Origin of the sequence: Chelatococcus sp. YT9 (assembly GCF_018398315.1) — a bacterium.
In the GTDB taxonomy this organism is placed as follows: domain Bacteria; phylum Pseudomonadota; class Alphaproteobacteria; order Rhizobiales; family Beijerinckiaceae; genus Chelatococcus.
On sequence record NZ_JAHBRW010000002.1, the window covers coordinates 1,295,184 to 1,311,431 of the forward strand.

A 16,248-nucleotide genomic window follows, 5' to 3' on the forward strand; every position below is an offset into this window, starting at 1 on the left:
GTAGTGTGTTGGCTCCGACCTTGCGGCTTCGGATTGACAATTCGGTTCTCATTGGCCGTGCCTTAGGCAACCCCCTTACTTGCACATTTTCCTCCGGGGAGGGTGCAGAGAGCACTTCCGCTGTCGAACAGCGGCTGTGCCCACTGCTTCCGTGCATTTGGGCAACGGTTTCGTGTTGCTGCCCCCGAGGGGTACGGTTAGCCGCGTCTGACGTTCCAGAATGCCGGCAAACCGTTGAGGATGCCTGTCAGATCGGCGCGGTGAGCCGTAGCGAAGAAATACTGGCCGAGCGGCGCGTAAGGCACATCCTCGAGGGCTTGGACTTGCATGTTAGCCGCGATTGTCTTGCGAGAAGCTTCGTCCGATGCTTCGAGCCAGGCATCGCGCAAGGCCTCGATCTTTGGCGCCGTCGGCCAGCCGGGGCCGGTGGGCTTGCCATTGCCGCGGATGAAGGCGTGGCCCGCCGGGGTCGACTGGTCCATGCCGCTCCAGAAGGTGCTGAAGATATTCCAGCCCCCCTGTTCAACGGGATCTTCCTTGAACCGGCGTTGTACGAGCGCACCCCAGCCCATGGCCTGATAATCGACGATGAAGCCGATCTTCGTCAGCATGTCAGCGGTCATATCCGCAAGGGCTTTCAAGTTCGGGATATCCGCGGGAGCAAGCACAACGACCTTCTCGCCCTTATATCCGGCCGCCTTGACGGCCGCCTTGCTCTTCTCGATGTCGCGCGGCCCGGTGAGCACCTCCAATCCCGCGCTGCTCGCGTAGGGGGTGCCGGGGCAGAAATAGCCGACTCCATCACGCCACAGCGTGGTGTCGTCGCCGACAATAGCCGTCATGAAGTCCCGCTGGTCGATCGCACCGAGAACAGCGCGACGGAGTGCGGGATTGTCGAACGGCGCAATCAGATGGTTGAAACGCAGCGTGCCGATCTGTCCTGTCGGGTCCGCGATGCGCACATTGACGTTCTTGTCGTCGCGAAGCGCGGCCAGGAGATCGGCGTCCGGCGTCCACCACCAGTCGATCTCACCCGACTTCAACGCCGAAAATGCCGTTGAAGGATCTGGAATGATCGTCCACTCGACACGGTCGAAATGCACGATCTTAGGACCGGAGGTCCATTGTGTGGTACCGCTCGGTCGCGGCACATAGCCATCGAAGCGCTCATAGACGAGGCGCGCGCCGGCTACCCGCTCGTTGGCGACAAAGCGGAATGGCCCGCTCCCGACCATTTCCGTGATCTGGGTGAACGCGTCCGTTTTCGCCAGGCGTTCCGGCATCATCGGACATATCCGCGGATAGGACTTGCCCAGGGCGTCGGGTAGCAGCGGAAACGGCCGCTTCAGACGGAAGACAATGGTCTTGTCATCGGCCGCGGACAGCTCATTGGTCGCCGCCATCAGCGCGCCGCCAAACGAATCACGCTTAGCCCAGCGTTGGATGCTCGCGACGCAATCGCGCGCGAGCACGGGCGATCCGTCATGGAACACGAGGCCGGGACGCAGCATGAGTCTCCAGGTGAGGCCGTCGTTCTCGGTGACCACGCCGTCAACCATCTGCGGGACGGCCTGATAACTGTCGTCCTGCGCGAACAGGGTGTCGAAGACCATCAGCGCATGGTCTCTGGCCGGATAGGTTGGGGTCCAGACGGGATCGAGGCCGGCGACATCCGTCTGCGGCACGAATTTGAGAACCCGTTGCCGCTCCGCTGCTATCACGGCCGGCGTGGCTAACGCGGCGGCCGTCAGCGCGGCCCCGCCCTTCAGGAATTCACGTCTGCGCATAACCCCACTCCTCCGGAATTCATTCTTCATCGTTATCCAGGTCTGAAACAGCCGGTACCCGTCGCTTCGGACGATTGCCGCCTGCCCCACACTTTGGCGTTGTCGCCTGAGTGGCCCCCTGCTAATGTTATATTTACAATACAAACAAACACGAACCGCAAGAGCTGTTTAAAGGCCGAGTTTGAGGGGTTTTCTTCTTTGCAGTCCGAAGAGACGAATTATTTTCACCTCGGCGGGGACATTGCGCTTGTCACCGGAGCGTCCCGCGGAATCGGGCGGGCGATCGCCATTGCGTTGGCAAAGTCTGGCGCGCATGTCATTCTTAATGCCCGTGACGCGGAACAACTCGAGGCCAGCCGGGCTGCGCTGGCTCAGGACGGCCTGTCCGTTTCCGCCATTCCGTTCGATGTCACGGATCCGGCAGCAGTGGAGGCGGCTGTTGCGATGATCGTCGAACGCCATGGCGGCCTCGACATTGCGGTCGGCAACGCAGGACAGTCGCTCCGTAAGCCGCTCGGACAGTTTGACAAAGTCGACATGGGCCGTTTGATCGATGTCAACCTCAGCGCGGCTCTGGTTCTGGCTCAAGCAGTCGCCCCCTCGATGCAGGCGCGCGGGGGAGGGCGCATTCTGTTCACAGGGTCGATGCTCGGCCAGATCGCCCGGCCGAACAATGCGCTCTATGCGGCGACCAAGGCTGGCCTTGCCGGGTTGGTGCGCGCCCTGGCAGTCGATCTCGGGCCGCGTGGTATTCGCTGCAACGTTGTTGCGCCCGGAGTCGTGCGCACGGCGATGACAGAGACCCTGGCGGTTGATCCGGCCGTGGATGCCTTTGTGAAACAGAGAACACCACTAGGGCGCTGGGCGACACCGCAGGATATTGCGGGTGCAGCGCTTTTCCTGGTTTCTCCGGCGAGTGCTTTCGTCACTGGACAGGTGTTGCTCGTCGATGGTGGCATGTCGATCCAGGCCTGATCCGTCGTTGCGGACCTGAAGGCTGTGCTCTGACCTGCCGGATTGGGAAACAAGATGCTGATTTACTGCATACGTCGCGTCTTATCGACCGTTCCGGTGATGTTATTCGTGGCATTCTTCGTTTTTAGCCTGCTTTATCTTGCGCCCGGTGACCCCGCGCTCATTATCGCCGGGGATCATGCCAGCGCGGACGATGTCGCGCGAATCCGGCAGGCCCTGGGGCTCGACCAACCATTTCTCATTCGCTTCTGGGACTGGCTGCTGCAGGTGGCGCAGGGTGATCTCGGGCAATCCATTTTCACTAACTTGCCTGTCTCCCAAATGATCGGTCAACGGGTCGGACCCACTTTCTCATTGATGGTGCTGACCATTGCCTTGTCTGTCATCATCGCGGTCCCGATCGGTGTGCTCGCCGCCTGGCGCAGGGGGTCGTGGGTTGACCATCTTGTGACTGCCGGGGCGGTTTTCAGCTTTTCGGTCCCGGTCTTTGTTGTCGGCTATCTACTCGCCTATGTTTTCGCCGTTCAGCTCGGATGGCTGCCCGTCCAAGGGTATACGCCTCTAAGCGCTGGCATTCTGCCGTTTCTCGGTAATCTCATCCTGCCTGTTCTTGCGTTATCGGGTGTCTATATTGCTCTCATTGCGCGCATTGCGCGGGCCGCTATGATTGAGGTTCTGACGCAGGACTATGTCCGGACCGCGCGCGCCAAGGGCCTTGGCCATGGGGCCGTCCTATTCGTCCACGCGTTGAAAAATGCGGCGGTCCCAATCATTACGGTTATCGGCATCGGTGTGGCGCTGCTCATTGGTGGCACGGTGGTAACTGAAAGCGTATTCGCGATCCCGGGCCTCGGGCGTCTGACCGTTGACGCGATTCTGAGGCGCGACTATCCGGTCATTCAAGGAATCGTCCTGATTTTCAGCATCACCTATGTGCTGATCAATCTCGTCGTGGATATTCTCTATACCATCTTCGATCCCAGAATTCGGTACTGAGGGCGTGTGATGACGATCGAACACGCGACCCTTTCGCTGGAAGTCTCTTCTCAACGCCGGGGACAGACGCTGCGGCTTCTAGCAAGCCATCGCCCTTTGGTCCTGGGAGCGACCATACTTCTCGTCCTCCTCATTATCGCCGTCGCGGCGCCCCTGCTTGGAACCGTCGACCCCGCGGCCCTGTCGCCGGCGCGGCGCAACCGCGCGCCATCGGAACTTTACTGGTTCGGGACGGATCAACTTGGTCGCGACATCTATTCGCGCGTGATCTATGGTACGCGTATCTCATTGATTGTTGGGCTTTCCGTCGCCGTTCTGTCCGCTGTGGCCGGGATCATCGTGGGCATGATTGCGGGCTACATCCGCTGGACTGATGGTATCATCATGCGGATGATGGACGGACTGATGTCGATACCACCGATCCTGCTTGCGATCGCGCTGATGACATTGACCCGCGGATCGCTTGGAAATGTCATCGTCGCAATCACGATATCGGAGATACCACGCGTTGCCCGTGTCGTACGCGGCGCGCTGCTAAGCCTGCGAGAGCAGCCTTTCGTTCTCGCCGCCGTCGCAACAGGTGTGCGCGTGCCGCGGATCATGCTCCGTCATATTCTTCCCAACATTATGGCGCCAGTCATCATCCAAGCGACCTATATTTGCGGGGCGGCTATGCTGACAGAGGCTATCCTTTCCTTCATCGGAGCTGGTCTGCCGCCCACCATACCATCCTGGGGGAACATCATGGCCGAAGGGCGCGCTTTATGGCAGGTCAAGCCGTATATGATCGCCTTCCCAGCGATCTTCCTGTCCATCGCCATCCTCGCCGTCAACCTCGTCGGCGATGGTTTCCGGGACGCCCTGGATCCGCGGCTGCGCGAGAGGTAAGATGCAGGCAGCTTAGATAAAGAGCAAGAAAACTCCTCAGAGCTGACCATGTGCTGGTATCTCTAAAAAGTCAGTTGGTCTCACAGTCCAAGCACATGGGGGTTGAGACGGTGCGAGGGATCGAGCATTGCTTTTATTCTTTCCAGCAGCCCCCGGGATGGCGCGTCCATGGCGTCCGCGAGATTGTAGTAGCGGCCGGATTGCAAATGGACCGCTCCATGGCGGTCCATGATATCGCGTAGCGCCGCCCGCGTCTGCGTCACGATCTCTCGCGCCGCCGGATTGGCGGGAAATTGCTTCTGTCCAGGTCGCTTGTCGATCGGGAGGTAATAGTCATGGACCGGACCGACCTCATCAGGCCAGTACATCATGGGTTCGATCAAGACATAGGCGCCTTGAGACGACAAGAACCAGTTCAGACGAATATTATGCCGGAGGAGATTGGCTGTGGCTTCCGCCGCGTAGGCTTCCATCTCATTCATGGCTTTCCTGGCGCTGGAGAGCGCCAAGAGGCCATGCACCGGAACCCAGCGCTCGCCGCCAGGGCCAAGGAAGCCGCGAAGGCTGAAGGGGCGTGCCCGGGCCGCCTTGGCGATCGACGCCGCGATTTCCGTTCCGTGCTCGTGGCATATACCGCGGGCGACCGTGGCGGAGGCCTCCGCCGCGGCCTCGCTGACACCCTCCATGATGAGATGCATGGACCATGGGGCGCTCGCGATCTCGGATTGCGCGCGCTTGAGCCCGGTGACATCGCGCAACGCTCGGCCAAACGAGCCGGCCTGAGCTGCGACCGCCCCCGCAGTCCGCACCGCCTCGCTGAAATTAACCTTGCCCGCGAGCTCACCTTTATCGCGGTCGATAACGAAGCATCGCGATGCGACGCCCGCATGCTGTACGGCGATGAGCGCACTCAACATTGCAGCGGTCGTGGGAAAGGTGAAGGAAGCAAAGCTTGAGGGGCGCTCCGGTATAAGCCGCAAGGCGACCTCAGTCTTTACGCCGAAGGCGCCGCAATCCCCAAGGAAGAGGCCTGTGAGATCAGGTCCGTTGTTGCGGTAGAACGGAACCGATCGTTCGATCGCCCAGCTGCCGGTGCGGATCGCCGAACCATCTGCCAATACCACCGTCAAGCCGATGATACCATCCATCGACCCCGGCACATTCTGTGAAACAGCGCCGCCCACGGTCGAATGACTGCCTGAAAGGGGAGCCGCAATGTGCGGTCGCAGCCCATACGGTTTCAAGACGTCCGCCAGCCGCTGCCATGTGCAACCGGCGCCGACGATAGCGTAGAGATCATCTGCCGCGACATGGACGTGGTCGATGCGCTTCGTATCGATGACAACGGATTTGCAAGCCGGGACGACGCCTGCGCTGTAAGACAGGCCCGCGCCCCGTGAGACTATTGATGTCCCACTGGCAGTTATCAGGGAAACGATCCGCGATACTTCGTCTGTTGTGGAGGGCTTTACCACAAGATCAGGTATGACCTGATCACTCCACACGAAAAGGTCAGAGCCGCCGAATTCCTGCGACACTCTTTCGAATAGGACATTGTCCCTGCCGGCAATTCGCATCAAGTTGTCAGCGAGCATGTGTGACCTCGGATCGCCAAGGGGCATGGACATCTGACAGGTGAAAAATGCGCAAGATACCGCTGCGCCATCAACCCTGACCCTGTTATTGCGCGTGATTCCTCGGGCAACCTGCCGTTGCTGTTCGCGCGCCGTGCGGTCGCCGTGTCTTCTAGACGTTGCGTACCGACCATCAGACCCGAATGCATGACTGATCTTCGGAACATAGCTTGCGCTACCGCATGGTTCCTGATCAGATTCGCTCTCTGCTGTGACCGTCTGTCCAGAAAAGCATTCCAAGAATTGTGTTACTTGCACATTTCTGTGGAATTGAGCGCGAGCTAACCGCCTCAGCAAACCGCAGCTATCCGATGCAGCAAGCTGACAGCCCGAAGGACGCCCAATCACCAGCCCTCTTTCTGCTCATTGCGAACAAAGGATGTGGGAAACAATCTCAGGCATGAAATAATAACTACCAGAGGCGCCAGCTAAACGATTCTGCTGGTGCAGCTTAGTTATATTATTATAACATTTAGATTGCCTTGGCAAGCGGGTCCCCCCATGTTGGGCGGCAGATCATCGATATGATTCCATAGGGACCATTCGCATCAACCCGGTCAGCGACATCAGACCTGTTGACGTTCGAAGAGAGGTCCTCGCCCTCCCGTTCCCCTCGTGACCGGATGTCCGAACGGTGCGACAGCATCGGTCTGAGAAGCGGGTTGAGACCGGAACGCGCTGGATGCTAGCCGTTTGCTGCTGTGAGCCTTTTTGGCTAGTTGATATTCCACTGCGGAAGCTACAATTGACCATCGTTATGTGATTTTATCGTTGCTTGATTTAGTGTTCATGGCGAATATTGCGGGACCAGTGGGGGGACAGATGACGCGGACGAGCGCCAAGGAAGGAAGTAGCGTCAACGCGAACCTCAAGGCGCCCCTTTATCACCAGATCTTTCTCATTCTAAGGGACGGGATTCTCGGCGGCACGTTCAAAGTTGGCGATATTCTGCCCGCAGAGCATGAAGTTGCCAGTCTTTATGGCGTCTCACGCATAACCGCACGGCGGGCGTTGACGGAACTCGCGCTGGCTGGGCTTGTTTCGCGCGCGCGAGGCCGTGGCACCATAGTTCAGTATCGGCCACCCACCCCGCCCTTGCGGGCGTCTGTTGCGGCGTGGCTCGAAGGCGCGACCGTGATGGGCCAAACGACGACCGTCAGAGTGACGGAGTTTGGTTACGGCCCCGCGACACAGATGGAAGCGGAAGCGCTTGAATTGCCACCTGGGACCGAGGTGCAACACTCGCAACGTGTCCGCTATTTTGGCGATTTTGCCATCTCCCTCCTCGTCACCGTAATCCCGGCGCGGATCGGCCGCACATTTGATCGTACAAGTCTTGCGCGAACGCCGATGCTGTCGCTGATCAAGCGCTCGGGCGTCACGATCGGTCATGCGCGTCAGAGCATCACCGCGACGCTCGCGGATCAAAATATAGCCATGCGTCTCTCAACCGAGATCGGAGCGCCGTTATTAAAGGTGCAGCGTGTTGTCTGTGATCATGCTGACGAGCCAATCGAATACCTGACCGCCTACTACCGGCCAGATCGATATCAACTGGAGATGGTGTTAAGTCCTTCCCAGACAGTGGAAACGATGAGCAGCACTCTCCATGAACTGACGATGCAGTCGGCCGAGGCTAAGAACGGGAGGCGATAGAGGCGCGGTCTCCATTGTTCGACAAGGCGCCACTTGGCGCTTTACCGATCCCGTGCGGATATGTATGTCTTATCGATAATACAAACGAAGTTTGCACCCTGGGACATAACCGTGCGGCAGCGAGCAAACTGTGTCCGGTGAGGCAGATGTTCAGCGCAATCACCGCCTGGGCAAAGAGTGGAACATGATGCACCTGAACACTCCATCCTTCGCTGTTCGTACCGGGTCCGCCCGCGGAATGATCGTTGCCGACGGTATCCGGGCAGCCGCCGGCAGAACACCCTCGAAGACGGCGATCATCGCAGGGGAGCGGCGTCTCACCTTCGCCGCCCTGATCGAGCGGATTGACCGGGTTGCCAATCTTGCACATGCCGGACTCGGGTTGCGCCATGGCGATCGCGCGGCGATACTCTCCCCGAACTGCCTCGAATATATGGAAATCATCGCGGGCCTGTCCTCAGCGGGTGTTGCCACAGCGGCGATCGGCCCGGTTGCATCCGAGCCGGAAATTCGCTTCATTTGCGAGGATTCCGCGGCGCGGGTCCTTTTCGTTGATCCCGCACTCGAGGAAAAGGCGAGGGCCTGTGTGCCGCCGGGTGTTGAGCGCATCATTTCGCTCGGTGCGCCTTACGAGGAGCTGCTTGCCCAATCCTCGTCGAGGCTGTGTCCTGTCGAGGTCGGCGAGACCGACATTTTCAGTATTCCTTACACATCCGGAGCGACCGGCCGCCCCAAGGGCGTGTTGCTTTCTCATCGAAGCCGTGTGCTCTCCGCCTTTTGCCTGGCCACGGAGCATGGCAGTTACACGCCGGACGATCGTGCCGTGGCCACGACCCCTATGTTCCATGGCGCGGGCCTTCTCATGGCTTTAGCGCCGATATTCTTCGGCGGCACTGTCGAAATTCTCAGTAAATTCAATATCGAAACCCTGCTTGCAACGATCACCCGTCTGCAGGCTACGTCGGCCTATATGGTTCCGACACACCTCGCCGCCCTGCGCAATCTCGGCAGCAAGGCCGACCAGTACGACACGCGCTCGCTGCGGACCGTTGCATCCGGCACGGCACCCCTGTCGCAGGCCCTGAAAGAGGAAGCGATCGCGTATTTCGGCGAGGGCAAGCTCTATGAGCGCTATGGCTCGACCGAGGCGGGTGTAACATCATGCCTGCGGCCCCAGGATCAGCTGAGAAAGATCGCCTGTGTTGGTCTGCCGCTTCCCTTGACACGCCTCAAGGTGATGACCGAAGACGGACGACCGGCCGGAATCGACGAGGTCGGCGAACTGGCGATTGCCTCGCCCTACATGTTTTCAGGCTACCTCAACCTCCCCGAACAAACAGCCCAATCGTTCCGCGATGGCTGGTTCATCAGCGGCGATCTGGCGCGCATTGATGAGGAGGGATATCTCTATTTGGTGGACCGCAAGAATGACATGATCATTTCAGGCGGTGAGAACATTTACCCGCGCGAGATCGAGGAAGTTCTACTTGCACATCCCGCCGTTGCCGAATGCGCCGTGACGAGTGTTCCCCACGCTTACTGGGGTGAGGCTGTCGCCGCTTTTGTTGGACTGCGTCAAGGGTTAACGGTCAGTGCTGAGGAACTGGCCGATGTTTGCCGGAGTAAGCTCTCGCGTTACAAGGTGCCGAAAGAGTTCATCTTTGTTGAGAAGCTGCCACGCAATAGCATGGGCAAGGTCCTGCGTCGGGAGCTGCGGGGCCTCCTGCCACCTGGATCCAGCGCTACATAAGACGGGCCTTGGGGCACCGCGAGCGACCCGTATATCGGTGCGGATCGTACTGCGTCGGAATATCTCGTTCAAGGGGCATCGCCTGAACGAGGCCGGCGGGAGATGGCGGGACGTCCGCCCGCCACCCTGCTCAGGGCTATCCCGCCGCTAGGCAGCGTTGGGACGCATTCCCATATAGAGTTGCGCGACGCGCTCGTCTTCGAGAAGCGCCTGAGCGCGGTCTTCAAGACGAACCTTGCCCAGCTCAAGAACATAGCCGCGGTCGGCTGCGGCCAGGGCTTTGCGAACATTCTGCTCGACCATCAGAACAGATTTTCCGAGCTTGGCGAGGTCGCGCAAAACCGCGAAAACCTGGTCGACGATGCGCGGCGCGAGCCCGATGGACGGTTCGTCGAGCATTAGCACCTTCGGGTCCATCATCAGGGTTCGCGCGAGTTCCAGCTGTCGTTGCTGGCCGCCGGAGAGACTTGAGGCCTGCAAGCCGCGCAGTTCCGCCAATGCCGGGAACATCGCCTCCATCTCCTCCTGCCGGCGCTTCAGAACGTTGCGATCCTTGATGAGGTACCCCCCCATCCTGATGTTCTCCGCCACGGTCAGCCGCGGAAATATGCTCCGACCCTGCGGGATATAGGCCAGACCTTCGAGCAGCAACTTCTGGGCTGGCAGGTTGGTGACATCCTCGCCATCGAGCTGCACATTGCCCTGCCGTACCTGGATCAGGTTCACGATGCCCTTGAGCAAAGTCGATTTGCCGGCGCCATTCTGACCGATGACGCAGACGATCTCGCCCGGAGCGACATGGATATCGACACCATTGACAATCATGCGGCCGCCACCATAACCGGCCTTGAGATCACGAATGGCAAGGATTGGTTGGGATGCTTGTCCGCTCATCTCGCGCCTCAGCTCAGATAGGCTTCGATAACCTGCGGACTGGCCTGAATGGCTGCCGGCGGTCCGTCCTCCAGGACCTTACCCTGGTGCAGGACGACAATGCGCTCGGCGACGGACATGATGAACTCCATGTTATGCTCGATGACCACGAGCAGGAGGCCCATCTTCGGCGCCTGATCGAGCAGAAAGTCATGCAGGATGTTCAGCAGCGTCGGGTTGACGCCCGAAGCAGGCTCGTCGAGCAGCAGCACCTTTGGAGATCCCATCAACGTCGAGGCGATCTCCACAAGGCGCTTCTGCCCGAAAGACAGGTCACTCGCCGGCCGGTTGGTGAAACGCTCCAGCCCAACCATCCGCAGAAGTTCGCGCGCTTTGTCGACGGTGGCGCGGCTATGTCCGCTGCCGCGAAAAATGCCCGCGATTTCGCTGCGCAAGGTCTTGTCCTGCGCCGAGAACAGCATGTTCTCCAGGCAAGTTGCCTCCGGCAGAACCCGGCATTCCTGGAAACTGCGAGCAAAGCCGAGGCGCGAGAGGCGGAACGGCGGCAGGCCATCGACGCGCTCACCCATGAAGCGGACCTCACCGCTGTCGGCGCTCTGGCGGCCGCAAATCACATCGAACAACGTCGTCTTGCCGGCACCGTTCGGGCCGATCAAGGCCACGATGCCCGGCTTGTCGACGCTGAAGCCCGCGCCGTCCAATGCGACAACGCCGCCGAAGCGTTTGGCGATGGCTGAGACCTCGAGAATTGGAGCCATCGGTCTATCCCTCGCTCTTCACGGTTCGGGTCGCGCCCGGCACCTCGTCCGCCATGCGATCGCGCTTCATTCGTGACCAGAAGCTATCGGCTAGGCCGAGCAGACCGCGATTGGCAAAGAGCGCGATGAAGACCAGAACGAAGCCGAAGACGATCAGACGGAATTCCGCAGCAACGCGCAAGAACTCAGGCAAGGCAATGAAGATGAACGCACCGAGAATGGGACCGGCGAGATAGCCGGGGCCGCCGACCAGGACGATGGCGACGACATTCATGCTGGCGTGCAGATCAAACATCGTCGGCGCCGCGACGCGCAGGAAGGTGACACTCAAGGCGCCACCTACGCCTGCGATCGCCGATGAGATGACAAACACCGCAAGTTTGTGCGCAAAGACGTCGACGCCCCGCGAGGCGGCCATGGTCTCGTCCTGGCGGATGGCAGCGAGCGAGAATCCGAAGGGTGATCGCGCGATGAGCCATTGCACGAACAAGGTTCCCAGCATGGTGAGCAGCGCGAGCCAGTAGAATCCCCGGGGTGTCCTGAACTCGATGGTCAAATCGCCTATCGAGAGTGGCCGCGGTCGCGGAACACCCGGTAGACCCTGCGCGCCACCGGTAATGCCATCGAGGTTATTGAAGAACGTGTAGAGGATCATCCCGACGCCCAGCGTCACGATGACGAAGAAGTGACTCCGCAGCCTGAGGCAGGGGATGCCGACGAGCAAGCCTACAAAGCCGGCGACTATTGCGGCCGCGAGCATCGCTTCCGGCAGCGCCCACCCGGCATTCTTCATGAGAAGCGCAGCCGTGTAGCCACCGACGCCGGTGAAGGCCATGTGCCCCAGTGACAATAGGCCTGCCTGACCATAGAGCAGGTTAAGGCCGATAGCCGGGATGATCGCGCACAGCGTCAACGTGAGCGTGTTCACAATATAGGGCTGGTCAGGCAGTAGAACTGGAATGAGGGCCGCAACGATGATCGTGGCAACCAGCGCGAGAAGCTTCAAAGACCTCATGGCTCACCACGCTCCCGCTTGCCGAACAGACCATAGGGGCGGAAGAGGAGAATGCCGATAAGGGCCGCAAAGACCACCGCATCGCGGTAGTCCGTCGGCAGCACAAGCGTGGCCTGCGCCTCCAAGACCCCGATCAGAAATCCACCAACGATCGCGCCCGGAACGCTACCCATCCCGCCAAGCACAATGGCAGTGAGGCCCTTTAACAGCGGTAGGTCGCCCATCGCCGGCGAGATGAGGAAGAGTGGGCCAAGGAGCGCCCCAGCCAACGCTGCGAGTGCGGTCGCCAGTGCGAAAGTCATTAGAAAGATGCTATCAGGGTTTACACCGACGACCCGCGCCGCCTCCAGGTTCTGGCTGGTCGCACGAAGGGCAGTGCCAAGCCGCGTGTGGCGCAGGAAAAGATCAAGGCCGATGACAGCGATCAGTGCCACGCCGATGATTACGAAATGCTGGGCGGTGAAGCTCAAGGGTCCCAGCCTTATCTTACTTTCGACGGTTTCAACGCGCATGTGTAGCGCGAGCGGCCCGAAGAAGTAGATGATGCTGTTCTGCACGATCATGATCAGCCCCATGGAGGCCACGATCTGCATGCTGAGACTGCCGCGCAGATGCCGGAAAATGCCTTTCTCGAGCAGGCAGCCGACCAGAGCCAGTACAAGCATGGACCCAAGTATCGCGAGGAAGTAATTCCCGGTCAATTGCACAAATATAACTTGGCAGGCATAAGCGCCTGCCATGAAGAGAACGCCATGGGAAAAATTGAGAACGTGCATGACGCCGTAGATCAGCACCATTCCAAGCGCGAACAGGGCATAAATGGCCCCCATCATCAGTCCGTTCATGCCCTGTTCGGCAAAGGCTAACATGCCTTTCACTCCAATCCGGGAAATGTTATGCGGTCAGCTGCTGCAAGCCGCAGCGAGAGCATGCGGCATGGCGATTTGGCGTGTGCCGTCTTTACACCACTGGGTGACATAGAAGAGTGGAGTAGCCTGGTTGTTCTTGTCGAACTTCAACTCCCCGGTTACGCCGTGGTGGGCGATCGTGGCAAGTGCATTGCGGATCGCTTCGCCGTCGCTAACGCTCGCAGCCTTCCTCATCGCCTCCACCGCAATCATCAGCCCGTCATAGGATTGAGCGGCGAAGGCATGGGTCTCAGCGCCGAAGCGAGCCTTATAGGCCTCCGTGAAGGTCTTGGCCTTCTCGCCGGGAGCGGTTAGCGCAAAGGCGGAGCCCTGGACCATTCCAGCGACATAATTTGCGTTCAAGCGGTGCAGGAAGCGGTCCGAGTCCATCGCGAGCGTCCCGATGATTTGCACATCAAGGCCCGCATCGCGGATCTGCTTGATAGCGAGCGCGCCTGCTTCCTCATCCATGCCCAACACGACCGCCTTGGCGCCAGAGTTGCGAATGTTCGTGATGTGACTTGAGAAGTCGACTTCGCCGACATTGTAGAAGCCGATGTAGCCGGACTTGATTGTCTCCGGCAGGATCGCGCGCCGTCCGGCAACAGCGCCTCGTCCCGTGTCATTATTGAACGTGAGCTCCGCAACTGGGCTCAAGTTCCTCGCGACGATGAAGTCAACCAGCATGCGGTTCTGCGCAGCGTTGGGAGCATTGACTCGGAACAGATAGGAATTGCCCTGGGTCGTCAGATTATCGGCGGTCGGCACCGTGAGGATGAGGGGAACCTTATATTCTTGAGCGATAGGGGCCTCCGCCGCGGCCACGGGCGTGCACAGCTCGCCGAGAGTGATAGGCACTTTGTCGACGCTGGCGAGGCGCTCCATGATCGCGGCACCCTCGGCGACATTGCAGCGGGAGTCATAGATCTTGAGGGCGACCCTGTAGGTCTTGTCCCCGATCTTCACGCCGCCTGACTTATTGATGTCTTCTTCGGCGAGCTTGAAGCCGTTGATCTGGTAAGATCCCGGCGCTGCCATAGGTCCAGTCGTCGCGCTGATGATTCCGATCGTCACCACGTCGTCGGCATAGGCGGATACTCCACCGAAACAGGCCGCCATCGAGAACGCGGCGGCGAGCGTTGATCTATACCTCGTCATCTTACGTCCCCTCAGTTATATTTTTTGGGTGTCACGGAATCCCCTCTACATATCACATCACGCTTCTGTTGTGACGCCGCCGTTACTGGCAATACCGGTGAACGGTGCCAAATACATCAATGATCGTGTCAGACAGATCGGCTGCTTCTCGACCTGCGCAGTGACGAGCCGACATGCTTGACGCCGGCAGCTGCCGGTCGCGCGCTGCTGTCCGGTCCGCTGCCGTCTTGATGGGTGGAGACACAAGGGATGTAGCGTCTTGCGGCCTGAACGCTCGTGACAACACAGACCCGTGCCCCAAAACCAATTTCGCCCCTCCCCCCGACCGTAACGGCTCCCACTAAGTCGCGCATTGGGTGCCCTCAGTTCGACGCGGGAGAAGTGTCCGCTCAGTTCTTGAGGGATTGCTTAGCTTGCTGTTCGGCCTCGTGCTTCTCGAACATCTTGCGCTGGGCGACGGCCGAGCGCGAGCCATACTCCATCCCGTGCTCGGTTGACCACTTCAGCGACTCGTCGCGATTCCGGTTTGCGCCGCTGAAATGCGGAATGACATACCGCGCGACCAGCTCCCATGACTTCTTGGTGGCCTCGAAATCTGCCCAATTATGCGCGACTTGCAAGAAAGCACCGAAGTCGCCCTGTTTTTCGTAGAGCTGCTCAATCTTCGCGATCAGATCGTCCGGCGTGCCGATGACGCCGCCGTGGTCCTTGACGACTGCCTCGACCAGCCCCTCGAAAGTCTCACCGCGTGTCTTACGTTTGATCGTCGGATTGACGGCCTCCCGGTAATCGAGCCAGTGGCGCAGGCCGAACTTGACGTTCTCAATTGCCTGTTCGCGCGTCTCCGCGATGTGGGTGAGCCCGGCGAGGCGTAAGCGCGACCGGTCCATGACGCGTCCATGCTCGGCGGCAACTTCATTCGCGATGCGCCAATTGGTGCCGAGCACATCGAAGCCCGTTGGGCTGGTCGCTGCAACGCACAACATTCCGAGTCCATACTTGCCCGCGTTGCGGCCACCGGAAGGTGTAAGCGTGCTGGCAACACAGACTTCCAGATGTGGCTTGGTATAGGGCAGCAAATGGACACGTGCGTCGACCAGATTGTACCACTCGGTCTTCTCGGTCACCGTCTGTCCATCGAGCAGACGCAGGATCACGTCGAGCGCCTCGGACATGCGATCCCGCAATTTCTCGGGCTCGATGCCCATCATTATGGCATCCGCGGTGAGGAGCCCCGGTCCAACACCCACCATGATACGGCCGCGGGTCTGATGATCGAGCTGCGTGATGCGATTGGCCACGTTCAACGGCGAATGATAGGGGAGGGATATGACACCTGTACCGAGCCGAATACGCCTGGTACGTTCCGCGACCGCCGCGATGAAGAGTTCGGGACTCGCGATGATCTCCGCACCGGATGAGTGGTGTTCACCGATCCAAGCCTCTTCGTAACCAAGTCGATCGAGATGTTCTACAAGCTCCATGTCCCGCTGGATGGCAAGAGTTGGATTCTCCTTGTTTGGGTGAATCGGTGGGAGAAACATGCCATGCCGAAGCGGAATAGAAGCCATTGAAGTCCACCCACTCTAGAAGCTGTCGTTGTTGCTCTGGCGTCAACGTCTGGAACGCAAGCCGGCAATTCTCGTCAACTGCGAAGTGCAGTCACCTTTCTTATAATTATAAATGTATAACAATACGCTTTGGGGGTGGCAAGGCGATTAGAGTGACGGGAAGTGAATTATAGCCGCAGCAATAGCTGCCGCGCAATTTGGCTCTGACTGCACGTTTGGGAAATGGGTCCACGGATCCAACGCTGTTCGCCGGGGCGC

At 59.5% G+C, this 16,248-nt stretch carries 13 protein-coding genes; 5 read left to right on the plus strand and 8 right to left on the minus strand.

Annotation, left to right across the window (positions count from 1 at the left end):
- Positions 1–197: 197 nt before the first annotated feature.
- On the minus strand, positions 198–1,787 hold the full coding sequence (locus KIO76_RS25940; RefSeq protein ID WP_213326459.1) for an ABC transporter substrate-binding protein: 1,590 nt from the start codon (positions 1,785–1,787) through the stop codon (positions 198–200).
- A gap of 198 nt (positions 1,788–1,985) precedes the next feature.
- Here KIO76_RS25940 and KIO76_RS25945 point away from each other — a divergent pair, with 198 nt between their 5' ends.
- The 3 genes from KIO76_RS25945 to KIO76_RS25955 are packed head-to-tail and all read left to right on the plus strand — an operon-like array spanning position 1,986 to position 4,646.
- The gene (locus KIO76_RS25945; RefSeq protein WP_213326460.1) at positions 1,986–2,762 is read left to right on the plus strand and encodes an SDR family NAD(P)-dependent oxidoreductase; all 777 of its coding nucleotides are present in this window, start codon (positions 1,986–1,988) and stop codon (positions 2,760–2,762) included.
- Between the two features lie 54 nt (positions 2,763–2,816).
- The gene (locus KIO76_RS25950; RefSeq protein ID WP_213326461.1) at positions 2,817–3,758 is read left to right on the plus strand and encodes an ABC transporter permease; all 942 of its coding nucleotides are present in this window, start codon (positions 2,817–2,819) and stop codon (positions 3,756–3,758) included.
- A gap of 9 nt (positions 3,759–3,767) precedes the next feature.
- Positions 3,768–4,646 carry an ABC transporter permease gene (locus KIO76_RS25955; protein ID WP_213326462.1) on the plus strand — a complete coding sequence of 293 codons (879 nt, stop codon included), beginning with the start codon at positions 3,768–3,770 and terminating at the stop codon, positions 4,644–4,646.
- 80 nt (positions 4,647–4,726) lie between these two features.
- Here the strand turns inward: KIO76_RS25955 and KIO76_RS25960 are convergent, their stop codons facing one another.
- Positions 4,727–6,241, minus strand: a complete 1,515-nt coding sequence (locus tag KIO76_RS25960; RefSeq protein ID WP_213326463.1) for an FAD-binding oxidoreductase — start codon at positions 6,239–6,241, stop codon at positions 4,727–4,729.
- Between the two features lie 861 nt (positions 6,242–7,102).
- Between KIO76_RS25960 and KIO76_RS25965 the strand changes: the two genes are divergently transcribed.
- Together KIO76_RS25965 and KIO76_RS25970 are read left to right on the plus strand one after the other, a co-directional pair.
- Positions 7,103–7,936 carry a GntR family transcriptional regulator gene (locus KIO76_RS25965; RefSeq protein ID WP_213326464.1) on the plus strand — a complete coding sequence of 278 codons (834 nt, stop codon included), beginning with the start codon at positions 7,103–7,105 and terminating at the stop codon, positions 7,934–7,936.
- Positions 7,937–8,120: 184 nt separating this feature from the next.
- Complete coding sequence (locus KIO76_RS25970) at positions 8,121–9,686, plus strand: class I adenylate-forming enzyme family protein (protein ID WP_213326465.1); 1,566 nt, start codon at positions 8,121–8,123, stop codon at positions 9,684–9,686.
- Positions 9,687–9,833: 147 nt separating this feature from the next.
- Here KIO76_RS25970 and KIO76_RS25975 read toward each other — a convergent pair whose 3' ends face one another.
- The 6 genes from KIO76_RS25975 to KIO76_RS26000 all read right to left on the minus strand — a co-directional run bounded on the left by KIO76_RS25975 (position 9,834) and on the right by KIO76_RS26000 (position 15,990).
- Positions 9,834–10,580 (minus strand): ABC transporter ATP-binding protein, encoded by a 747-nt coding sequence (locus KIO76_RS25975; RefSeq protein WP_213326466.1) that lies wholly within the window; start codon positions 10,578–10,580, stop codon positions 9,834–9,836.
- 8 nt (positions 10,581–10,588) lie between these two features.
- Positions 10,589–11,338, minus strand: a complete 750-nt coding sequence (locus KIO76_RS25980) for an ABC transporter ATP-binding protein (RefSeq protein WP_213326467.1) — start codon at positions 11,336–11,338, stop codon at positions 10,589–10,591.
- A gap of 4 nt (positions 11,339–11,342) precedes the next feature.
- Positions 11,343–12,353, minus strand: coding sequence for a branched-chain amino acid ABC transporter permease (locus KIO76_RS25985; protein WP_213326468.1), 1,011 nt, complete (start codon positions 12,351–12,353; stop codon positions 11,343–11,345).
- On the minus strand, positions 12,350–13,222 hold the full coding sequence (locus KIO76_RS25990; RefSeq protein WP_213326469.1) for a branched-chain amino acid ABC transporter permease: 873 nt from the start codon (positions 13,220–13,222) through the stop codon (positions 12,350–12,352). The genes KIO76_RS25985 and KIO76_RS25990 overlap by 4 nt, the downstream gene beginning before the upstream one ends.
- A 33-nt stretch (positions 13,223–13,255) precedes the next feature.
- Entirely contained in the window at positions 13,256–14,419 is a 1,164-nt protein-coding gene (locus KIO76_RS25995) for an ABC transporter substrate-binding protein (RefSeq protein WP_213326470.1), read from the minus strand.
- 389 nt (positions 14,420–14,808) lie between these two features.
- Positions 14,809–15,990 (minus strand): LLM class flavin-dependent oxidoreductase, encoded by a 1,182-nt coding sequence (locus tag KIO76_RS26000; RefSeq protein WP_249730044.1) that lies wholly within the window; start codon positions 15,988–15,990, stop codon positions 14,809–14,811.
- Positions 15,991–16,248: the final 258 nt, after the last annotated feature.